The sequence below is a fragment of the Methanotorris igneus Kol 5 genome (assembly GCF_000214415.1).
GTDB lineage: Archaea > AGJL01 > Methanococci > Methanococcales > Methanococcaceae > Methanotorris > Methanotorris igneus.
Genome location: NC_015562.1, coordinates 1,821,953 through 1,843,536 on the forward strand (window position 1 = coordinate 1,821,953; position 21,584 = coordinate 1,843,536).

20 protein-coding genes and 2 tRNA genes are annotated in these 21,584 nt (G+C 32.7%); 8 read left to right on the forward strand and 14 right to left on the reverse strand.

The window, feature by feature from the left end; all coding sequences use genetic code 11:
• Window positions 1-11 precede the first annotated feature (11 nt).
• From METIG_RS08920 to dnaG, 5 genes are all read right to left on the reverse strand, one after another.
• Window positions 12-1,634, reverse strand: coding sequence for a DUF128 domain-containing protein (locus METIG_RS08920; RefSeq protein WP_013799895.1), 1,623 nt, complete (start codon window positions 1,632-1,634; stop codon window positions 12-14).
• A 103-nt stretch (window positions 1,635-1,737) separates the two neighbouring features.
• Window positions 1,738-3,150, reverse strand: a complete 1,413-nt coding sequence (gene gatB / locus METIG_RS08925; protein ID WP_013799896.1) for an Asp-tRNA(Asn)/Glu-tRNA(Gln) amidotransferase subunit GatB — start codon at window positions 3,148-3,150, stop codon at window positions 1,738-1,740.
• Between the two features lie 333 nt (window positions 3,151-3,483).
• Window positions 3,484-4,350, reverse strand: a complete 867-nt coding sequence (gene hisG / locus METIG_RS08930) for an ATP phosphoribosyltransferase (RefSeq protein WP_048055609.1) — start codon at window positions 4,348-4,350, stop codon at window positions 3,484-3,486.
• Window positions 4,351-4,457: 107 nt separating this feature from the next.
• On the reverse strand, window positions 4,458-4,748 hold the full coding sequence (locus tag METIG_RS08935; protein ID WP_048055610.1) for a UPF0058 family protein: 291 nt from the start codon (window positions 4,746-4,748) through the stop codon (window positions 4,458-4,460).
• 115 nt (window positions 4,749-4,863) lie between these two features.
• A complete protein-coding gene (gene dnaG, locus METIG_RS08940) occupies window positions 4,864-6,135 on the reverse strand; it encodes a DNA primase DnaG (RefSeq protein ID WP_013799899.1) in 1,272 nt (423 codons plus the stop codon).
• A gap of 472 nt (window positions 6,136-6,607) precedes the next feature.
• Between dnaG and METIG_RS08945 the strand changes: the two genes are divergently transcribed.
• A tRNA-Gly gene (locus METIG_RS08945) sits at window positions 6,608-6,683 on the forward strand.
• Between the two features lie 30 nt (window positions 6,684-6,713).
• Window positions 6,714-6,789 (forward strand) — tRNA-Gly (locus METIG_RS08950).
• 148 nt (window positions 6,790-6,937) lie between these two features.
• Here METIG_RS08950 and METIG_RS08955 read toward each other — a convergent pair.
• Window positions 6,938-7,336, reverse strand: coding sequence for a Dna2/Cas4 domain-containing protein (locus METIG_RS08955; RefSeq protein ID WP_013799900.1), 399 nt, complete (start codon window positions 7,334-7,336; stop codon window positions 6,938-6,940).
• 100 nt (window positions 7,337-7,436) lie between these two features.
• Window positions 7,437-8,735 (reverse strand): pyridoxal phosphate-dependent aminotransferase, encoded by a 1,299-nt coding sequence (locus METIG_RS08960; protein ID WP_013799901.1) that lies wholly within the window; start codon window positions 8,733-8,735, stop codon window positions 7,437-7,439.
• 352 nt (window positions 8,736-9,087) lie between these two features.
• Here METIG_RS08960 and ttuA point away from each other — a divergent pair, with 352 nt between their 5' ends.
• From ttuA to METIG_RS08980, 4 genes are all read left to right on the forward strand, one after another.
• Complete coding sequence (ttuA, locus tag METIG_RS08965) at window positions 9,088-9,999, forward strand: tRNA-5-methyluridine(54) 2-sulfurtransferase (RefSeq protein ID WP_013799902.1); 912 nt, start codon at window positions 9,088-9,090, stop codon at window positions 9,997-9,999.
• Between the two features lie 144 nt (window positions 10,000-10,143).
• A complete protein-coding gene (gene fdhD / locus METIG_RS08970) occupies window positions 10,144-10,833 on the forward strand; it encodes a formate dehydrogenase accessory sulfurtransferase FdhD (RefSeq protein WP_013799903.1) in 690 nt (229 codons plus the stop codon).
• 143 nt (window positions 10,834-10,976) lie between these two features.
• Window positions 10,977-11,753, forward strand: coding sequence for a DNA-methyltransferase (locus tag METIG_RS08975; protein WP_013799904.1), 777 nt, complete (start codon window positions 10,977-10,979; stop codon window positions 11,751-11,753).
• Complete coding sequence (locus METIG_RS08980; protein ID WP_013799905.1) at window positions 11,744-12,400, forward strand: BsaWI family type II restriction enzyme; 657 nt, start codon at window positions 11,744-11,746, stop codon at window positions 12,398-12,400. Before METIG_RS08975 ends, METIG_RS08980 begins: the two co-directional genes overlap by 10 nt.
• Window positions 12,401-12,434: 34 nt before the next feature.
• Here the strand turns inward: METIG_RS08980 and METIG_RS08985 are convergent, their stop codons facing one another.
• The 5 genes from METIG_RS08985 to mtnP all read right to left on the reverse strand — a co-directional run bounded on the left by METIG_RS08985 (window position 12,435) and on the right by mtnP (window position 17,940).
• Window positions 12,435-12,833: a 4Fe-4S binding protein gene (locus tag METIG_RS08985; protein ID WP_048055612.1), complete on the reverse strand. Its 399-nt coding sequence runs from the start codon at window positions 12,831-12,833 to the stop codon at window positions 12,435-12,437.
• A 5-nt stretch (window positions 12,834-12,838) separates the two neighbouring features.
• Window positions 12,839-14,374: a homocysteine biosynthesis protein gene (locus tag METIG_RS08990; protein ID WP_013799907.1), complete on the reverse strand. Its 1,536-nt coding sequence runs from the start codon at window positions 14,372-14,374 to the stop codon at window positions 12,839-12,841.
• 349 nt (window positions 14,375-14,723) lie between these two features.
• Entirely contained in the window at window positions 14,724-16,010 is a 1,287-nt protein-coding gene (locus tag METIG_RS08995) for a bifunctional L-myo-inositol-1-phosphate cytidylyltransferase/CDP-L-myo-inositol myo-inositolphosphotransferase (RefSeq protein ID WP_013799908.1), read from the reverse strand.
• A gap of 493 nt (window positions 16,011-16,503) precedes the next feature.
• Entirely contained in the window at window positions 16,504-17,136 is a 633-nt protein-coding gene (locus METIG_RS09000) for an L-threonylcarbamoyladenylate synthase (RefSeq protein ID WP_013799909.1), read from the reverse strand.
• Between the two features lie 54 nt (window positions 17,137-17,190).
• A complete protein-coding gene (gene mtnP / locus METIG_RS09005; protein ID WP_013799910.1) occupies window positions 17,191-17,940 on the reverse strand; it encodes an S-methyl-5'-thioadenosine phosphorylase in 750 nt (249 codons plus the stop codon).
• 574 nt (window positions 17,941-18,514) lie between these two features.
• Between mtnP and ribK the strand changes: the two genes are divergently transcribed.
• A complete protein-coding gene (gene ribK / locus METIG_RS09010; RefSeq protein WP_013799911.1) occupies window positions 18,515-18,919 on the forward strand; it encodes a CTP-dependent riboflavin kinase in 405 nt (134 codons plus the stop codon).
• A 256-nt stretch (window positions 18,920-19,175) separates the two neighbouring features.
• Complete coding sequence (gene ribB, locus METIG_RS09015) at window positions 19,176-19,862, forward strand: 3,4-dihydroxy-2-butanone-4-phosphate synthase (protein WP_013799912.1); 687 nt, start codon at window positions 19,176-19,178, stop codon at window positions 19,860-19,862.
• A gap of 155 nt (window positions 19,863-20,017) precedes the next feature.
• Here the strand turns inward: ribB and frhB are convergent, their stop codons facing one another.
• Both frhB and frhG read right to left on the reverse strand, forming a co-directional pair.
• The gene (gene frhB, locus METIG_RS09020; RefSeq protein WP_013799913.1) at window positions 20,018-20,866 is read right to left on the reverse strand and encodes a coenzyme F420 hydrogenase subunit beta; all 849 of its coding nucleotides are present in this window, start codon (window positions 20,864-20,866) and stop codon (window positions 20,018-20,020) included.
• Window positions 20,867-20,898: 32 nt separating this feature from the next.
• Window positions 20,899-21,582, reverse strand: a complete 684-nt coding sequence (gene frhG, locus METIG_RS09025) for a coenzyme F420 hydrogenase subunit gamma (RefSeq protein WP_013799914.1) — start codon at window positions 21,580-21,582, stop codon at window positions 20,899-20,901.
• Between the last annotated feature and the right edge of the window lie 2 nt (window positions 21,583-21,584).

The following is a 21,584-nucleotide window of genomic DNA, read 5'->3' on the forward strand; positions in this document are numbered from 1 at the left end:
AGCTTTTATAGTCAAATCTCATCATATTTGACTAATTCAGAAAACTTAACTATTTCGTGGAGTGCCTTTATTTCTATTGGTATTTCGTGCTCTTTTATCATTGCCAATGGATTCATTCCTCCAATAGTTACGACACCACACATATTTTTCTCCACACTTACACCATAGACCTCATTGTTAGGCCTTCCAATCTCTTTTATTCCATTCCAACCAAGAACTTTAACCAAATCTATCAAATCTTCCCTTGCACACATAGGAACCTCTCTAAACCCAGCAAGTATTGAGGTTTCACAATCAACTTTATTGAAAAATACTTCATGAGGGTCTAACGAAGAACCTTCATAGGAGATAATGTCAATAAACCTTTCTTTTTCTTCTCCAATCTCCAAAACTCCACCATAACATGGAATTATTGGAATTCCATAGTTAGAGAGTATCCCATCAAGTGTAGATGCACAAATAGTAGAGATTTTTATTAACCCATCTTCTTCTTTTATACCAAATCTGTCTGAAATACCAAGCCCTTTTTTGTAGGCTTCTTTTAAAATCTCTACAACGTCATCATAGTATTTCTTTTCAACATATCCTACATTAACAATAACGTTTCCATCCTCTTTGTTAATATCGTAAGTTACCTTTGCCATGTTATTAAACATTTTTGACAATACAGATTTTATTCTAATACCACTCTTCTTTTTTTGAGGGACTATTTTTCTCTTATTAACTTTTTCCATGAAGCTTACTTTTTTGATTGTTGAAGCGGCGTTTAATTCAACATAATAACCTTTCTCAACAAGTGCTGCTACTGGTGAAAGCCCCCCAACTAATGCAATACCAATCTCATCCTCCTCCACATTTAATCCGAGGACGTTATCTTCCCCATAACTTAAAATACAGTTTAGAGTATCCTTTTTTAATAATTTTTCAAATTTTTCTTTTGCCTCTTTTGGAATTACCCTGAAGTTTGCAGGAACATAACCTTCTCCATTTTCAATAACTCCCCACACGTCCGTTTTTCTTTGCATGATAAATGCTTCAAGAGGGTCAACAGATGTAGATTTGTAGTTAATAACACCCTCAAACTGAACAGGTTCATAATCCTCAAACTTAACAATACCTCCATATTTTGGAATAGGCAAGATACCATGGCTTAAAAGCCAGTTATCAAAAGTGACACTACATAATGTTTCAATTCTTGTATAATTTTTCTCCTCAACAATATTTACCTTATCTCCAACACCCAATCCAAATTCAAGGACTTTTAAGATGGTATCTTTTATTTCGTTATGGTCTCCATAGACGATTGATTTATTCACTACTGCTATACCGTTCCTATAATCAGCTAAATATAACTTTTCCATAATTTGGGAAAATATTGAACCTAATCTGTATGAAATATTTGCCTTTTCAAGTTCTTCAAGTCCTTTTTGAGTTATTACCCTTCCAACATAACCAACTTTTTTTGTTAATTTCCTCTCATCTAAAATCCTTAGGTGGTATCTTACGGCTCTCTCCCCAATATCGTAACCCCTCTTTTTTAGCTCATCCGCAATGATTTTTGCCCCTATGGGTTTATTTGCCTCTGCTAAAATACTTAGAATCTCTATAAGTTTTTTATCGACATCGTCTCCCATAATATCACCAAAATAATTATATCTTTAACAAATATTGTTACTTTTTTAGATATTTAGATATGAATTAATTATTGTATTCAAAAATTAAAAAATAAATGAATAGTTATTGATTATCCAACTTTTTCTTAAGTATCTCAACAACTTTTTTAGGATCTGCTCTACCTCTTGTTAATTTCATAACTTGACCCATTAAGAAATTCAGTGCTGGCTTATTACCATTTAAGTAATCCTCAACTGCCTTAGGATTGTTTTTAATTGCCTCATCACAAGCCTTCTCTAATGTGTCCTCATCAGTAATAACTGTTAAACCAAGTTCATCGATAATTTGCTTAGGTGATTTCTCTCCTCTGTATTCAACTAACAATTCAATAACCTTCTTACCAATCTTTTGGCTTATAACCTTATCTTTTATCAATTTTATAAGTTCAATTAAATGCTCGACCTTTATGTTACTCTCAAAGAAATCAATCTTGTTGTATTGTAAGACCCTCTTCAACTCATTTCTTATCCATGTTACAGCAAGGTTTATGTTTTCTTTTTCTTTACCCAATCCAGCAACGACTTTTTCAAAAGCATCTGCTAACTCCAAATCAGAAACAAGGATTTTTGCATCATCCTCTCTAATACCATATTCTCTAATGAATCTCTTTTCTTTTTCCAATGGTGTTTCAGGCATTTTTTCTTCAACTTCCTTGACCCACTTTTCATCAATCACTATTGGCTGAATATCTGGGTCTGGGATATATCTATAGTCCTCTGCTGTCTCTTTTTCCCTCATTGATTTTGTAATCATCTGGCTCTCTAAGAATGCCCTTGTTTCCCTCTTAACTGTTCCTCCTCTTCTAATTATGTTTTTCTGCCTAATTAATTCATATTTCAAAACTTTGTATACTCCTTTTATTGAGTTGATGTTTTTTACCTCGACCCTGTTTCCTTGGACTCCTTTGTAGTTAATTGAGATGTTTACATCAGCCCTCATTGAACCTTCTCCTCTTAAACAGCCAATGTATCTGAACAACCTCATAAGTTGTTTTAAAAATTCTCTTGCTTCCTCTGGGCTTTTTATGTCTGGCTCTGTAACGATTTCAATTAATGGAGTTCCACTCCTGTTGTAATCAACAAGTCCCAAATCTGGTTTATATTGCCCAGGGTCCTCTTCTAAGTGAACCTCAGTAATTCCAATGCCCATAAAGTTTCCATTAACTCCAATAGGCACTGATGTCCTTTGGTAACCACTTGGCAAGTCAGGGTAATCATAGTGTTTCCTTTGGAAATAAATGTCTTTATTGATGACTATTTCGCATCCAAGCATCTTTGCAACCATTATTGCAACATCTACTGCCTTTTTATTTGGTGGCATTGGCTTAGCCCCTGGAAGACCCATACAAACTGGACATACGTTTGTGTTTGGTGGAACATCCTTATAGTTTGTAGGGCATTTGCAGAAAAGTTTTGATTCTGTATCAACTTGAACGTGAATCTCAAGACCACATTTCATCTTTACATCATCTTCCATTGTTTCACCCCAACAAGAAAGTATGGTCGTTTTGCAATTAAATGTCGTTTATCTTAACTTAAATTTTAATTAAATGTTTTGTTAAACATATTTCCTATTGAAATGATGTTTGACATTCATGATACATATTGCAGGAACGACTATAGTTGTTTGCCAATTTTTTTAAAAGGATGATAAATCAATTGTAAAATTCCAAATAAAGGTTAATTACTTCATATAATTTAATGAAGTTTTCGTTCATTTGTAAGGCAAACAACTATATATCTCACTTCACTTAAAATTTTATTACTTAAAATTTTTTATGAAATTTTTTAAAGAAATTTTTTAAAAGTTTCATAGAATTCTCTCTATAGGGACAACCAGTATATCTCTTGCTCCCAATTCCTCTAATTTATTAACCAATGAAAATACTTCTTTTTCATCAACTACTGCGTGAATAGCTACCATGTTCTTATCTGACAAAACCTCAGAAATTGTGGGTCCGCTCATTCCAGGCATGATTTTTCTAATCTCTTCAACCTTATCCTTTGGAGCATTCATCATAATTAGCCTTTTTGTTTCTGCATATAAAACACTTTTTATTCCAGTGACAATTTGATTTATTTTTTTCCTTTTTTTCTCATCCTTTAAACTTTCCTTATTTGCTATTAACCTTGTTGTTGATGAGACAATCTCGTCTATTATTTTTAGGCGATTTAATCTTAACGTTGTTCCTGTGGAAGTTAAATCACTAATTAAATCCGCCACTCCAATAAACGGTGCTATTTCTGTAGCTCCGCTCAACTCAATGATTTCTAAATTTAAACCTTTGCTTTTTAGATACTTTCTTGTTAAGTTTGGGAATTCAGTAGCTATTTTCATTCCATCTCTTAAATCATCTATTGAATTTATATCTGAATCCTCTGGAGCAGCGATGACCAATCTCGCCTTTCCAAAGTTGAAATCAAGTAAAAACTCAACTTTATCCTCAACTCCCCTCTCCAAAACCAAATCATATCCTGTAACTCCCACATCTGCAACCCCATCGGCGACAAATTCTGGAATATCTCTTGCCCTTGCAAACATTACCTTTATCTCCTCATCAACTGTCTGCGCAAACAAACTTCTACCCTGGACTGTTATTTTTAATCCTGCTTTTTCTAAGATTCTATTAACTGGCTCTGAAATTCTACCTTTATTTGGTAAAGCCAATAAAATCAAAATTATCACCAGCCTTATTATTTCATGTTAAAAATTAAAAAGTAAATTTTAAATATTCCAAGATATTTTAAAAATTTTAACGCCCTCAAAAATCAAGATATACAATTTTATCTTTTTCTTGCTATTTCTCTACCTATTTTCTCACCAGTGTCTCTTAACCTACTTGCCACACTTCGTGGAACATTTCCATTTTCAGATAATATCTTTGCTATACTACTTGACAACAAAAATATTGCGTAAATATGCTCTGATTTGGTTCTGTGTATGTGGTGGGGATGGATATTTAAATTATCATAGTCCTTAAAAGCATCATTTATTTCATTTCCAAATTTTTTCTCTAAGTATTTCCTCATATATACTAAAAGTTGATGTAGTTGAATGAGTTCATCCTTATGCATATAATCACCTAAAAGTTTAGAAACTAAGATTTGAGACATATTTTGTTATTTTTAAATTAAATTTTTTAAATTTAAAATAATAAATTTACCGCTCCAAAAACTATAATTGGGCAGTTTATCCGAATGATAACAATCTTAAATTTGTAGGTTTCTTTGTGACTTTAATATCTCTACCTATTATAAGGTCTGTTTTCTCATATAAATTATCTACAATTTTCTGTGTAATTGGCATATCCAAAATAACGGCGTCAATTTTTTCTATGTCATTAATTTCATTCATAAATTCTTCAAATTCTTTAATCTCTTCATTTCCGTTTATTATGACTTTTACTTTGTTAGTCCCAATTATATCCTTGATAATATCCAAGTAAGGCACATCATTGTTAACATTAGCAAGTTCAGTAGATTCCTCAACATTATTTTTTATGTCAGGAGCAACTTCAACTGTGGATTTAACTATGATATCATCTAAATCCTTATTGACGATTTTGTTTTTATTGTTTTCGTCATGTTTGATTGCATCAGCAATAATAACTTTACCATTAGTAGTTCCATTTTTTGTATTATTATTGAATAGTTGCATTTTAACTTGCCCTGCTGGAACTTTTGCCCTCAAACATTTGATAATCTCTTTTTTTGAGAGTTCTTCAACTTCTTTTCCATTTGGCGCTCTTGCAACATAATCAATATCACACGTTTGTAGGAGCTCTTTAAGGATTAACTCCCCTCCCCTGTCTCCATCAGTAAATACTGTAGTTATTTTCTTTTTTGTTAATTCTACAACAGTTTTTGGGACGGAGGTTCCCTCAACGGCAATAACATTCTTTATTCCGCATCTTAAAAGATTTAAAACATCTGCCCTGCCTTCAACAACAATAATGCTGTCTGAATTTAGGATGCCAGGACCTGCTGGAAGCTTATCTTCCCCATACTCAATAACCTCTTCCATCCTAACACTTTCTTTAACTGCCTCAGTAATTTCATGGACATCTATACTATTTACGAGAGAGCGTAGGATTTCCTTTGCCCTATTAATTATATATTGCCTTTTTGTGGCTCTTATGTCTTCAATGTTAATAACTCTAACTGTTGCCACACATGGGCCTACCCTATCTATTGCCTCCAATGTTGCAGCAAGGATTGAAGTTTCTACTCTATCCAAACTTGAAGGGACAGTGATTTTTGCAATTGATTTACCATTTACGTTTTCAAGTTCAACATCAATCCTTCCAATTCTTCCACTTTTTTGTAATTCCCTCAAATCCAATTCATCTCCAAGAAGACCTTCAGTTTGCCCAAAAATTGCCCCTATTACATCATGCTTTTCAACATAACCGTCAGCAATGAGTTCAGCATGAATAATATACTTTGTAGTGCCTAAGTCCATAGATGACCCTCCTTAATGTTCATAATGGAAATTCTTCGATTTTTGTAACCAACCCGTCTCACAATAATAATGGCTGGTTAAGTTGAAATTGATATTTTGGTTATAGCACTAACATGAACATTTTACTCATTTGAAAAAAACTTTAAGCTACAATACAGTTATTATAGTCGTGTGCGGAATTTTTTAAAGTTATTTTATAAATCAATAAAATTTTAAATAGTCGTTATAATTCATTAAAATTTAGAATAATTGCTAATCCTTAAAAATTTACCAACAGTATATTCCAAATTCTAACACACACGACTATATATTGGCAATGTGGTATTATAAAATTATTGAATATGTTGTAAAAATATTTTTTGTTATTTTTTATGCGTTTTAATTTATTTGTGTACATAAATTACACAACCGAAAAGTTTATATACCAGTTCCGCCATTGTATAGATTGCTCTGATTGGAAAGGTAAAGATGTGCGGCCTTGATGTAGCCTGGTAACATACGGGCCTGCCACGCCCGTTCCCCGGGTTCAAATCCCGGAGGCCGCACCAGTGATTTGGAGTTTACTTATATTGTTTCGTGCGCCGGTGGTGTAGCCTGGTATCACTCTGGCCTTCCAAGCCAGCGACTCGGGTTCAAATCCCGACCGGCGCACCATTTATTATTTTAGAGCTATTAATTTATACATTTAAATCTTTGGTAACTTTTTGTTATTATTGTGTTTTTATTTTGAAAACATTAATTTATTTAGATTTATGGATCATATTTCATAAAATTAAACAATATAAAAATAAATAAATTTACCTTATTTTTTCTTGCGATATTTTCTTTTTCTTTTTTTCCAACTCTTTTTCTTTTTATGTGAAAATTTTTTTGAATAATGTATTTTAATGTCGGGGGGAATTTTTGATACCTTAGCTCCACTCGGAACAACTAATATTTTTTCTTTGATTTTAACATTTGCCCCAGCAAGGCATTTTGCGTATCTATTTATTTGTTTAATATGATTTTCTGTTATTTTTGGTGTTGCCTTTACCTCAACCACAATTCTCTCAATTACAGATTTTGTTCTTCTTTCTACAATAAAATCTGGTTCATAAGATCCTCTTCTTTCACGTTCTTTTATAACCCAACCCTTTGATGCAGGATAACGCTTTCTTAAATTTCTTCTAACGTATGGATACATATCAAATTCTTTGAACATTATTTCCCCAACCCAAATTCAATATAAGTCCTTATACATTTTTAAATTCTTAAAATTTTTGTTTTAAAGTTATAAAAAAATAAAAAATTTAAAAATTAAATTAAACATTCAGATACTCCTTAATTTTCTCTGAAACTGTCTCATATATCCAATTGAACTTATTTTCATTCTTCTCTAAGAGTGTAATTCTAAACCCTTTTAAATCTGAGCAGAAAGACGTTAAAGGAACAACACAAATTCCAGTTGATGCCAATAGATAGTAGACGAATCTCTTATCATAAGGAACATTTTTAACAAGGTTTTCCACAAATGCCCTCAACTTTTCATTTTCAACATGCAACTTCTGATTCTCATTTAAATACTCCTCTCTAAACACCACACTCATGTAGAATGCCCCATTTGTTCTATTGACAATAATGCCCTCAATATCCTTTAATTTGTTGTATGCAATGTTTGATGCTTTCTCATAGAATGCATTTCTCTCTTTTAAGTATTTTTTATACTCTTTATGTGAAAGGATTCTTGGTATTGCCTTTTGTGGTAAAGTGGTGGAACAAACTTCAACCATCTTTGCCCTACAAATACTTTCAATGTATTTTTTAAATATTGGGTCTTTGTCCACATTATAAACTTCCATCCAACCACATCTTGCCCCAGGCCAAGGAATTTCTTTTGATATTCCTTTTAATGATATCCCGCAAACATCATCAATAACTTCAGGTAACAAAGCGGTTTTTTTACCATTATATACAAGGTTGCAGTAGATCTCATCAGAGATGATGAATAAATCATACTCATTTGCAATATCAACAATCTCATCCAAAACCTTTTTTGGATAGACAGCCCCTGTTGGGTTATCTGGGTTGATAATTAAAATTCCTGCTATGGATGGGTTATATTTTACCTTATTTCTTAAATCATCTAAATCAGGATACCAGTTGTTTTCTGGGTCTAAGTAGTAGGTTATTGGTGGACATCCAGCGTGTGCACCTTCTGCTGATGAGTGTGTGGAATATGCTGGAGATGGGCCGATAACCCTTGCTTCCTTCCTTAATAATCCGTAAATTTTTGCTATTGCATCACCTAAACCGTTAAAAAATATTATATCCTCTGCGGTTATTTGAGCACCACCTCTTTTGTTTGTTAATTCTGCCAAAAATTCCCTTGTTTCTAAAAGTCCTTTTGTTGGGCAGTATGCATATGAGCTATCATCCATTGCAAGTTCAGCAACAATCTCCTTAATCCATAATGGAATTTTTTCTCCTTTTGCCACTGGGTCTCCAATATTTTCCCAAGTAATCTCTACTCCAAACTTTTCTATTTTCTTTGCAATATCTACAATTTCCCTAATTTCATACGTTAATTCATCAGCTCCCACATGCACTATATTATTTCTCATAATACCTCTCCTAAATAGAGTTCTATTTTTAGTGTAAATTGGTCTGCTTCTAAATTAGATATTTCAACCAATATATAAACTTTTCCATTTGTGAATCTAAAATAGAGCTCTATTTTAATTTTGGAAGACAAACTATATAATGTAAAAAACTAATAAAAAGGCATCAATAGATAAAAACATAAGAATAAAATTATAAATTTCGTAGCTTTTTGTAATAACAACATATTAAATGTTCGGTTGATGGTAATCCACACCTAAAAATATATATAATAGTGGTTAACAGTGTTACATATACCGACTACCAATTAATTTAATAGAATTTAATATCTAAAAAATAGAAGTCAGGGGTATCATGAAATGCAAAATATGTAAAGGGGAGGCATATATAAAGATAAAATACCCAAAAATGGCTTTGTGCAAAGAGCACTTCATAGAATATTTTGAAAAGAAAGTCCAAAAAACCATCAAAAAATATAAGATGATTGATCCGGAAGATAAAGTGCTAATTGCCATTTCTGGTGGAAAGGATGGAGCTGTTGTAACTTATGTATTAAAAAAATTGGGTTATAATGTTGAATGTCTCCACATTAATTTAGGTATTGGAGATTTTTCAAAGAAGTCATTGGAATATGTCAAAAAACAGACGTCGTATATTGGGGTAAAGTGTCATATAATTGATTTAAAAGAGCTCACGGGCAAGAGTATTCCAGAAGTTAAAAGTAGAAAGCCAAAATGCTCAATTTGTGGAACAGCTAAAAGGTATATAGTTAGTAAATTTGCATACGATAATGGATTTAACGTTATGGTTACGGGACACAATTTGGATGATGAAGCAGCATTCATACTCAACAACGTAATGAATTGGAGCACTGAATACTTAGCAAGGCAAGGGCCAGTTTTACCACAAAAAGGAAAATTCCCAAAGAAGGTAAAACCGTTGTATGAATTGACAGAGGAAGAGATTTCTGCATATTCATCTGCGGTAGGTCTTGAAGTGTTCTCTGAAAAATGCCCATTTGCAAAAAAAGCAATAACATTAGAATATAAAGAAATGCTTAACAAATTAGAAGAAACACGCCCTGGAACAAAGTATAGATTTGTTATGGGCTATTTGAAAAATAGGCACTTATTTGAAAAAGAAATTGAAGACATTCCATTAATAGAGTGTAAGGTCTGTGGAATGTCATCCTCTGGAGAAGTTTGTTCGTTCTGCAAAACATGGAGGTTAAAAGAAGGAATTGATTTAAAAATTGGAAATGATTAAGAGAAGATACCAAAGACATCCTATCCTGTTTGGATGAAACCTTTTTAAAGATTTCTTGTAGAATATGGGGGTTAAAAAAGGGAATTAATTTGAAAGTTAAAGATTAATTTTTAACTTTTTTACTTAGTATTTTCGAGGGGGATTATGATAACCAAAGTGAATGCATATAGATGGGAAGGACAAGCTACCCCAATTGAGGATTATGTATGCGTTGAGGAGATTTATGAGTTATATATTAACAATAAATTTATAGAGGAGTTAGTAGCATCTCCAAACCAGATAAAAGAGTTGGGTATTGGCCATGCAATATGTGAAGGTTATGTTTCCAAAAATAGCATTATCAATGTTCATTTAGATGAAAATAAAATTTATGTTGAAAGTAAAGAAATTAAAGGTGATAAAGATACTGAAAAAGATACTCAAATCAAAATAAACGTAGATACAATATTAAAAATCATAAAGACCATGCCTACTCTATCAAAAATTTGGGAATTAACGGGAGGAGTTCACTGGGCTGCACTTTTTAACACGTCTGGGGAGGTTATAGCGTTTAGTGAAGATATAGGAAGGCATAATGCAGTAGATAAAGTTGTGGGGTATGCTATCTTAAACAACATAAACTTAGGGAATTGCATATTGGCATCAAGTGGAAGACAACCTTATGCAATGGTAAAAAAACTCGTCAATGCAAATATCCCAATTGTGATAACAAAATCCCCACCAACAGATAAAGGTGTTAAATTAGCAAGAGAAAATAACATAACGTTAATTGGATTTGCAAGGAAAAATAGATTTACCATATACTCTGGCAAAGATAGAATTGTTTTTGATTAAAAATTATGGCTTTTCTGCAATTAAACATTACATATTTAAAATATGATGTTATTAAAAATAAATTAGATAAAATTTAAAGATTAAGAGAATGGTTCAACATATATTTGCAGAACGACTATATTTTTATCGAATTGGTGGTAATAATGGAAGTATGGAACAAGATTCGTGGAATAAAGGTAATAAATGATGATTTTTTAAATGTTGATTTACCAGAAGAAAGTATTGATCTAATAGTTACTTCCCCCCCTTACAATGTGGGGATAGATTATAATCAGCATGATGATAATATTCCGTATGAAGAATACTTAAATTGGACAAAACAGTGGTTAAAAAAGGCATTAACACTTTTAAAGAAAGATGGACGGCTTTGTTTAAATATACCACTAGATAAAAATAAGGGTGGGATAAAACCGGTATATGCAGATATAGTAAAAATTGCTTTAGATGTTGGATTCAAGTATCAATCTACAATTATATGGAATGAGCAGAATATTTCTCGTAGAACTGCATGGGGAAGTTGGCTTTCTGCTTCCGCTCCTTATGTTATTGCTCCAGTAGAAACTATCGTGGTGTTTTATAAAGAAACATGGAAAAAACTCTCAAAAGGAAAATCCGACATAACAAGGGAAGAGTTTATAGAATGGACTAACGGATTATGGACATTTCCGGGAGAAAGTAAAAAAAGAGTAGGACATCCTGCACCTTTTCCATTAGAGCTTCCTAAGAGATGCATCAAACTTTTTAGTTATGTTGGGGATGTGGTTTTAGATCCATTTTTGGGTAGTGGAACAACTGTAATAGCCGCATATAAATTAGGCAGGAGGGCCATTGGTGTAGAAATTGATAGGAAATATTTTGAATTAGCAATAAAAAGGATAGCAAATGAATGTTGCACTTTGGAGGGTTTATTATGGAAATAAATAATATATCAAAAATTTTAGAAATAGAAAGAGAAGAATATATAAAAAATAAAGTTAAAGAATACATAAAACAGGGATTTTCTAAGAGTGAAGCAATAAATAAAGCGAATCAGTCATGGAGGGCATATATTGGAAGTAAAATACAAGATATTATTTATAAAATACTTGAAGATTTATTGAAAGATACTGAATTAAAATTAACAACAGACAAAATTTTAGCCAGTAAAAATTTGACAGAAGAATTAGATAAAGTTAAAAGATTAATAGCAGTAAATTATGGGGAATATTTATTCCTTCCGGATGCCGATATTATTGTTTATAAAGTTAAGGATAATGAAGTAAAGATAATTGCAATTATTTCAGTTAAAAACTCATTTCGTGAGAGAGGTTTTGAAACAACCTATTGGAAACTAAAACTAAAAGAATCTCCTGTAACATCCCATATTAAAGTATTTTTAGCAACACCGGATAAAGATAATGAAATCTCATATAAATGCCCAAATGGAAGACCTAGAAAAATGAGAATAATATTAGAATATGAACTTGATGGAATATATTTTTTAAAAGATGATTTTGAAGAAACAGAAAAAGTAAAACATTTTGAAAAAATTGTTGAGGACATTTTAAGAATTTCCAATGAAATATAATTTATTTTTTATTATGATTTACTCAAACAATAATCTAAATATCATCTACCTCTATTGCTTTAAAAGGACATACCTTAACGCAACTTTTGCATCCAATACATTCATTTTCATCAAATACAACGCTAAAGTCGTCATCCATTTTAATTGCCTCAACTGGACACATGGTTATACATGCCCCACAATCAACACATTTTTCTTCATCTCTTTTTATAACCTTTGATATTTCCTCAATTTCTCCATATTTACTTAAGTATTCAATTGCTTCGTTAACCTTATCCTCATCCCCATTTAATTCCAAAATTAAGAAAGCTTCTTGTGGTTCTATCTTTGCCTTTAATATGTTGATATTAATTTTCGTGTTTAATATTGCATTTGAAATTATTGGTTTATGCACATTTTCTGATGGAACCCATAGGTATATTCTCTTCTTCATTAACATCACCATTTATTAGTGTAACCGACTAATTTCGATAAATCCTCGGAGGTTACCATTCCTACGACTTTGTTTTCTTTGTCTACGACTGGAACTCCTGAAATATTGTACTTATCCATTTTTCTTGCTACAACGTCAACTGGCTCGTTTACAGTAGTAGTAATTACATTCCTCGTCATAATCTCCTCTATAGACTTCTTGTTCTGAGCAATAGCTCTCGCTATATCCCAAGAAGTTATAATACCAACCAACCTTCCAAATTCATCCACAATAGGCAAGTGATTTATATTATTCTTAATCAATATCCTAGACGCTTCCTCAATAGTTATGCCAATTGGAGCAACAATTGGCGGCTTACTCAATATTTCTCCAACAAGCTTCACATCTGACTTCATCGGTTTTGCAGAACCCTTTCCAAGAACATCAACCCTCTCAGTTAAGAAAAACTCTCCTTTTAAAATCCAATCCTTCAACTCCTTAGCAATCTCCCTGGACATTTTATAGCTTGAGACGGATGATGTTTTTATCGTCTTCTCAACCTTCTTACCATCAATTTCAACTTCAATGGTGATTTTCCCCTTTCTTAACTCTTCGTAATTAGTCCTTGCTACAACCGGTCTATCTCTCCTTGGAACTCCGTAATCTATAATCGGCACTTCGATATCTCTATCCCTTATAGCACAACACTTTGCAACCTCCGCATTCAATACTGGAATCGGCACACCAACACCAACAAACAAAGTACTTCCATAGTTTGGTATAGTTGCTGCCCTCAAGTATTTCCTATCCATCTGCTTCAAATCCCCTTTAACCATTAACGTTCCAAATGCATTATCTGGATTATGTTGCGTTCCTTCCCCAATTATATAACCAATTCCCCCACCTAAGAAGATTCTTGTTCCAATTCCAATAGTATTGTAGGTTTTGGTTTTTCTATTGTAATCGTTTTGTAGTGGGTTTAACTGCCCAGCCCCAGAGTAGTTTACGTTTCCAAACTCTGGAAGGAGTGTTCCCATGTAGGTGTAAATCTTCTCATCCCTACTATTTGTTGCAGCGTTGTAGGTTTGGTAGGAGTTCCTTGGGTTTACTAATATTGCTTGGTTTATATCATCCAAAGTTATTGTTGTTCTAACTTTCTTTCTTGGGTAGCAATCAGTTGTATATCCCTCTGCAACGAGTTCAACCTCTTTCCCAGCGACTAAGTCCTCTATAACGTGAGCTCCCCCATAGTCGATGTCTATATCTGGGTCTGAGTTTGGCTGTGTTGCTCCTATGTAGGTATCTACAGCCGCAAGTCCTCCATAGCACTCAACACCATTCAAATAGATTTTTAACATTTTTATTGGCGGGTCTGCATGTCCAAAGTTTAAGAAGACCCCACTCGAGCACATTGCTCCGAACGTTCCAGTTGTAACAACATCAACTTCTTCAGCCGCCTTCTCAGGCCCAACATCCTCAACAATCCCAATCATCTCCTCCGCAGTAACAACTACAACATCACCACTCCTTATCTTTTCATTGATCTCCTTAATTGTTTTCATATACATCATCCTAAAACCTTTTGTTATCGGTTTATTCAAAATAATATCAAAATAACGTTGGAAACATCGGAATTCTGTTAGTTAATTGTTGATTATAATGTAAAATTCTATTGAGCAATCTAAAACTTTTGTAATTTACTCCTATATTAAATTTGCTGTTTATTTAAAAAGAAATTTGACTTTCCAATGCAGTAGTGTTGTAGATAACACAACAAATATTAGTAAATATTCACACATCACTCACAAATTTTCTCAACTCTACTCAAATTATTGAAATAAATCTTTTAAACAGTTTTAATCTGAATTTACAATTAAATTTTCCAAAAATTAATTTTATGATATTATGGAATCATTGGGCTACTTTATTTTCTTTTCTCCAAACTAAATACATAGTTAGGAGGACTCTTACATTAGTTATGATTGCAAGCAATATAAATAACTCTGGAATTTTGTTTATTAGGCAGAATATCATAATTACAAATATTCTTTCATCTCTCTTTCCAATTAAGTATCTCATTTTTGGGATTTCTTTATAGATATCTTTGAAATATGCTGCTTTATAACGTTCTGTTGAATAACTAACCATTGCAGAACCAAATATCGCTAAAGCAATAATTACCCAAAGTTCAAGTGATGGTTTTATTACATAAGCCAAAGCCAAAAGAAATGCAAAGTCAACGTATCTATCCAAGATAGAATCTACATAACCACCAAATTTACTCGTTCTCATTGAGGCCCTCGCAATTTCCCCATCAACACCATCCAAGATAGAGCTTATTTGATATAAAATACCTCCCAAAGGAATGTTAAACAATGCGACCACTGCTGAAAACAATCCAAACAGGAAAGTTAAAATAGTTATTTGATTTGGAGTTAAATAGTCAACAAGGAACTCGCTTACTTTCGTGGAGATTTTTCTGTTGATTTTCCTTGATATAAACCCATCCCCAGAGCCTTTAATGGCGTTTTGGATTATAAGACGCTTTGCTATTTTCATCTCCTCTTCTGTATCAACATCCATCCAAAAGTATCCGTTAACCTCTGATACTTTTAGTTTTGCTCTTTTTACAATTTCACTAAGTTCTACGAGTTCTTTTTCTTTGGCAACTTCTTCCGCATATTTAAAAATCTCTGGTGTTAGGATAAACAAACCTGTATCAAATCCGTGCCATCTTTCTAATTTTTTTCCAATATCTTTAACTCTTCCATTCTCAACTAAAACTTTTGTAGCTTCATTAATATCAATAAATTTACCTTCTTTATCTATGATAAGTCCTTCTTTTTTAATAGCCTCTTTCAAAAACCCTTCCTCATAAATATGGTCGCTCATAACCAAAACAAACTTATCATTTACATGACCTTTTGCCAAGTAGAGAGAATATCCATTTCCTCTTTCTGGATTGTTGTTTAGGACGATTTTGTAATTAAATCCCTCTTTTTTTAAAAATTCCTCATATTTTTTCTTGTATTTTGGATTGGTAATAACTACGAATTCCTCAACACCCAAATTCTCCAAAGTTTTCAAACTCCTGTAAATAATTTCCCTACCTGCTACTTTCAAAAGCCCCTTTGGAGTTTCCTCTGTTAATTTTCCCATCCTTGTTCCCAATCCAGCGGCAAGAACTACTGCTTTCAAAATAACCACCCCCCAAGTTCTTAATACTTAAAATTTTAAGAATTTAAATACAAAAATTAAGCCAACAAAACAGTAAAAGCCCCCTCCTCTGTGTTAAATTTATTATTATTTAATAATATTATTTATCATTGAAGATTTTTAAGGTTTTGGCACCCATATAAAACTTTTAGAAAAAGTTGGAAGGGTTTTTACAAATTCTTTATTATACTTTAAATTTCATTAAAAAAGACATGCAGTCGTTGCGTTATAATGACCTAATCCTCAATGAGATTAGATGGATAAATTATATTTATTTGAAGTTTATGTAATATTTATTGTTCTTTCAAAAATTTCTTAATGTTCAAACAAGTGAAAAAGAATTCTAAAAACTATAGTTGTTTGCCTTACTAATGAACGAAATCTCCATTAAATTATAGGGGATGACTAACCTTTATTTGGAATGTTAATGGCAAAACAAAGTTTTGCCGTATAAAATTGGCAAACAACTATACTTTCACTCATTTGACAATATTTGACAATATTTCACAATTTCTTTAAAAGGGATTGCCCCCTCCCTAACCAACTCAATTTTTCCACTTTCACATATTTTTATTATTGTTGATGGCTTTGAGTATTTGCATTTTCCAGTGTCTACTATTACATCAACGTTTTTCTTTATCTCTTCACTTATCTCATCAACAGATGTTGGGGATTTCTCTCCGCTTATGTTGGCACTTGTTGATGTCAACGGAACAATGGCAAGTTCTCTAACAACGTCATTATCTGGCACTCTAATCCCAATATAGTCCTTTGCAACGATATCTGGAATAACATCTTTCTTTTTCAATATGATTGTTATAGGCCCAGGCATGAACTTGTCTATTATCTTCCTCGCTACATCATTAACATACGCATATTTTTCAATCTCTTCTTTATCTTTTAAACTTATTGAGATGTATTTTCCAAAGTCCCTCTTTTTTATCTTATAAACCTTTTTTACAGCATTCTCATCCAAAGCATTTACACATATCCCATATAAAGTATCAGTTCCACAAATTACTACCTTTCCCTCCAAAATCATTTTTTGTATCTTTTTAATTGCTTCCATTTTTTCTTTTTCGTTCATTTCGTTTATTTTTATTATCATAAATCCCCACCAAAAATTAAGCATAAAAATTGTTGTTAAAGTTGAGAACTTAAATTAAATAACAGCATGTTTTAAAGCATCTTTGCAGATGCATTCCCTCTCTCCAAAATCATAGTTGATAAATTCATCAACAATCTTTAAAATCTTATCTTCCATTGCCTTTATTGTTTCCAATACTTCATCAACTGTCAGAACATTCTTTGAAATTCCTGCTGCATAGTTTGTGACATTGCACAATGAAACATAACACATCTCCAATTCTCTTGCCAAAACAACTTCAGGATAACCCGTCATTCCTACAACATCTCCCCAATTTTTATATATCTCAATTTCTCTCTTTGTCTCGAACCTTGGCCCCTCTGTGCACACATAAACACCTTCATGGTAATCATACTTTTTATTTTCTAAGATTTTCTTTAAAATTTCTCTTAACTCTGGGCAATATGGTTCTGACATATCAATGTGGACCACTTTTCCCTCATCGTAAAATGTGCCCTCTCTGCATTTTGTAAATTCTATAAAGTCATTAGGGATTACAAAACTTCCTGGTTTTATTTCTTCTTTTAGTGAACCAACAGAATTTATGGCTAAAATTCTTTCAACACCAAGTTGTTTTAAAGCATATATATTTGCTCTATAATTTATTTTATGTGGTGGAACATTATGCTTAATCCCATGCCTAAACAACAAAACAACGTCACCATCAATCAAAACCTTTGCCTTTCCATATTTAGTTTCTATGATCTTCTCTTCACCTTTACCTAAGATTGATGCTATGCCAGTTCCTCCAATAATACCTATCATCTTCTCCCCTTCACAAATTTTTTATTGATTTATTCTATCAAATTCATCAAATTTCCATTATCAAATTTTCATTATAGTCATGTGCGTTAAAATTTGGAAATATATTATTAGTAAATTTTTAAGTTTAATGTATTATTTCAAATTTTAATGGATGATAACAATTATTTAAAATATTTATAAATAACTTTAAAAATTAATGGCAAAACCCAAAGGGTTTTGCCGTATATCATTTCCGCACACGACTATAATAACAACAGCTAAGTTCTGCGAAACCAAGTGAATATTTATCTTAAAAATTTTTAAGTTTAACAAATGTCTATTTAAATTTGAAGTTAAGTGATTGTCATTTTATCGTTTGCGGAATAGTTGAATAATCAACTTCTATAGCATAATGTTGCAGTGGGTTTTGTCACTTATTTAGCCATGACAAAATTTTGAAAAGGGCTATAATTATGGTAAATTTTCAAATAAGTATAAGACATCATTTAATTTGATTATGCATAATGGTCATTTATAACGCAAACGACAATATAAAACACAAGTGCCATTTAAATATTTAATCTTGGGTGATATCATGGAGGTCATTGGGAAAGTTGTATCAGGAAGGGGGGAAGGGAGATACTACGTATCTCTTCCACCATACAAGAGAAGATTCAAAAAGATTTTGGGATTCATTCCTTACCCTGGAACATTAAATGTTAAATTAGATGAGGCGTTAGATATTGACAAATTAAATCCAATAGAGACAGATGACTTTATCTACAATGACAAAAAATACTTTGGTGTTAAAATTATTCCAGTAAAAATATCAACATTTAAGCATGACCTTGAAATTGAAGGTGCGATAATAGTGCCGAAAAAAACATATCACCCAAACAATATAGTAGAGATAATCTCTCCAGTCAAGTTGAGAGATATACTATCACTAAATGATGGAGATTGGGTTAAGATAAAGATTAAATATAGTTGTGTGCGTTAGAAGTTTAGGCGAAATCAAAGATTTCGCTGCTCGAAGCTTCGCTTCGATGAACATAACTTCAATAAATTTTATGGAGCATTAAACATTTAATTTCAAAATTTAAAAGGGAATAATAATCACTTGAAATTTTATAAGTTTTTATAATAACTTTAAAAATTAATGGCAAAACCAAGGGTTTTGCCGTATAAAATTTGCTAATAATACCACACAAAACAGCTAAAAACAATAAAAATGAAAATAAAATGAAGGCGAGAATATGAATATTGTAGAGAAAGCAATGCAAGCACTTAAAAATGGAAAAATTGTGTTAGTTTATGATGCAGATGATAGAGAAGGAGAAACTGATATGGTAGTAGCATCTGAAAAAATAACCTCTGAGCACATAAGAATAATGAGAAAAGATGGGGGAGGTTTAATCTGCACTGCAATTCATCCAGAGTTTTGTAAGAAATTGGGCATTCCATTTATGGTGGATATTTTGGATTTTGCATCTCAAAAGTTTAAAGTTTTAAAAGAACTCTATCCAAATGACATTCCTTATGATGAAAAATCCTCATTTTCCATAACAGTAAACCACAGAAAAACCTTCACAGGGATAACTGACAATGATAGAGCATTAACAATTAAATCCCTTGCACAACTTTGCAAAGAAAAGAGATTTGATGATTTTGGTAAAGAATTTAGAAGCCCCGGACATGTTACTTTGCTAAGAGCTGCTGATGGCCTTGTAAAAAAAAGACAAGGCCATACTGAAATGACAGTAGCACTGGCAGAAATGGCTGGTTTAACACCAATAACAACAATTTGTGAAATGATGGGTGATGATGGAAATGCAATGAGTAAAAGTGAGACAAAAAAATATGCTGAAAAATACAATTTGGTTTATTTGAATGGAGAAGAACTAATTAACTACTATTTAGATTATATTGAGAAAAAAGAATAAAAGCAGAAAAAGATTTTTAGTTAAGGAACTTAGTAAAGAGTCTGCAATCTAACCTTTTTCTGTGTTTGATTTCTTTTTGTGTTTCTCTCTTTGAAACTTTTAAAAAAAGTTTCATTAAAAAGGATGCACTGCCTCGCTATACTCGACAGTGCCTCTTAGTAAGGAACGGGTAATCCTAACTCTTTTCTATGTTCGATTTCTTTTGTATTTTTCTCTTTTTTAGTTAGGGCTAATTTTTCGACTAATCCTAAACCTGGTTTGACTTCTTCTATTGGTTTAATTTCTAAGTAGCCATCTTCAACCATTTTGTTGAAGAATTCTTCTCCTTTTGTAGTTCTTACGAATACGGTGCTCCAACCATCTGGGCTACCAACAGAACCGGTTGAAATGTCTGCCAACTCAGCAGTGTAGTCAGTACAAACGTGGCATGCAATTTGCTCGTAAGGATGGGTCTCTTTCAACTTGATAGCCTTTGTCTCACCCCATTTTGTATAAACCCAAAACTTACCCTTCCCAATATCCATCTTAACAACGTCCTCCATCTTAACTCCACAGTGTTCTTCAACAATCGTCTTCAACCCCATGTATGGGAAGTTCTCCATACAAAAGATACCGATTGTTAAAGCGATTTTGCTGTCAGTGTGTCTAAACCCTACTGGATACTTCATTAACTTTCTAACGGCTCTTATTTGGCATGGAGTTCCGACGATACCAACTTTTTCTAATGCATATTCTCTAACTGCACTTTTTAAAACGCTTATGTTTGGGCAGACTGTGTATTTAGTTCCTGCCGCTTCTAAAACTTCCTCTGGAGTTGTAGCAACTTTCGGAACTGCTTTAAATTCTCCTGCATTATCTGCAACAATAACCCCATCCAATAACCCATTCTCTAAACCATAGATGAATGCTGCTGAAACGATTCCCCCATCTTGAGACTTTTTTAATATTTTCTTATCAGTCGCCCTCGCAGAGACGACAGTTTTATACTTTCCAAAAGCATCCACAAATACCACCTCTCTAACTACTATAGCTCAATTTATTCGATCTCTTCAATTAATTTTGGGAATCTGATTCTTGGACATTGGACTGAACATGCTCCACACTTAATACAGAGTTCTTTCAACACGTTTGGTCTCCCATCGAGCATTTCAATTGCCCTCGTTGGACATGCTGCTGCACAGGTCCCACAACCCATACAGAGGGATTTATTAACAACTTTGTATAGCAAATCACAACCACATGCCTCTCCTTTTTCAGCAAGTTCTGCAAATGGTTGTAAATACTCTGCGTCTCCATTTAATGCTGCTGTTATTACATTGACAATTACTTCTGGGGAAGGTGGACATCCAGGAATTGCTAAATCACATTTTACAACTTCTGTCAATGGGGAGAATGAACTGTGGACTGGTTTTGACATTTGGTTTCCTCTGCAGAATCTTGTAACTCCACCAGTCGCAGCACAAGCCCCCAAAGCGACTAAAATTTTTGCTTTTTTCCTGACTTCCTCTGCTAACTCCAATGCATGGTGGTCATCTAAACAAACACTACCTTCAACTAATATGATATCCAAATTGTCTGGAATCTCTCTTACATCCATCAAAGTTTGGCAGTATACTAACTCAATGCTGTTTAAAATGTCTAAAAGTTTCTCGTATGTATCTGCTAAGGAAACTAAGCACCCACAGCAACTACTTAATTGGACGTGGGCAACCTTTACCATGA

Excerpts from the sequence above, each read along its gene's own strand:
- METIG_RS08975 (WP_013799904.1), top strand. The coding sequence starts at position 10,977 with ATGGAAGTATGGAACAAGATTCGTGGAATAAAGGTAATAAATGATGAT.
- mtnP (WP_013799910.1), bottom strand. The coding sequence starts at position 17,940 with ATGATAGGTATTATTGGAGGAACTGGCATAGCATCAATCTTAGGTAAA.
- frhG (WP_013799914.1), bottom strand. The coding sequence starts at position 21,582 with ATGGTAAAGGTTGCCCACGTCCAATTAAGTAGTTGCTGTGGGTGCTTA.
- METIG_RS08980 (WP_013799905.1), top strand. The coding sequence starts at position 11,744 with ATGGAAATAAATAATATATCAAAAATTTTAGAAATAGAAAGAGAAGAA.
- METIG_RS08990 (WP_013799907.1), bottom strand. The coding sequence starts at position 14,374 with ATGAAAACAATTAAGGAGATCAATGAAAAGATAAGGAGTGGTGATGTT.
- METIG_RS08960 (WP_013799901.1), bottom strand. The coding sequence starts at position 8,735 with ATGAGAAATAATATAGTGCATGTGGGAGCTGATGAATTAACGTATGAA.
- METIG_RS09000 (WP_013799909.1), bottom strand. The coding sequence starts at position 17,136 with ATGATAATAAAAATAAACGAAATGAACGAAAAAGAAAAAATGGAAGCA.
- METIG_RS08985 (WP_048055612.1), bottom strand. The coding sequence starts at position 12,833 with ATGAAGAAGAGAATATACCTATGGGTTCCATCAGAAAATGTGCATAAA.
- ribK (WP_013799911.1), top strand. The coding sequence starts at position 18,515 with ATGGAGGTCATTGGGAAAGTTGTATCAGGAAGGGGGGAAGGGAGATAC.
- METIG_RS08920 (WP_013799895.1), bottom strand. The coding sequence starts at position 1,634 with ATGGGAGACGATGTCGATAAAAAACTTATAGAGATTCTAAGTATTTTA.
- ttuA (WP_013799902.1), top strand. The coding sequence starts at position 9,088 with ATGAAATGCAAAATATGTAAAGGGGAGGCATATATAAAGATAAAATAC.
- gatB (WP_013799896.1), bottom strand. The coding sequence starts at position 3,150 with ATGGAAGATGATGTAAAGATGAAATGTGGTCTTGAGATTCACGTTCAA.
- dnaG (WP_013799899.1), bottom strand. The coding sequence starts at position 6,135 with ATGGACTTAGGCACTACAAAGTATATTATTCATGCTGAACTCATTGCT.
- METIG_RS08955 (WP_013799900.1), bottom strand. The coding sequence starts at position 7,336 with ATGTTCAAAGAATTTGATATGTATCCATACGTTAGAAGAAATTTAAGA.
- ribB (WP_013799912.1), top strand. The coding sequence starts at position 19,176 with ATGAATATTGTAGAGAAAGCAATGCAAGCACTTAAAAATGGAAAAATT.
- METIG_RS08935 (WP_048055610.1), bottom strand. The coding sequence starts at position 4,748 with ATGCATAAGGATGAACTCATTCAACTACATCAACTTTTAGTATATATG.
- fdhD (WP_013799903.1), top strand. The coding sequence starts at position 10,144 with ATGATAACCAAAGTGAATGCATATAGATGGGAAGGACAAGCTACCCCA.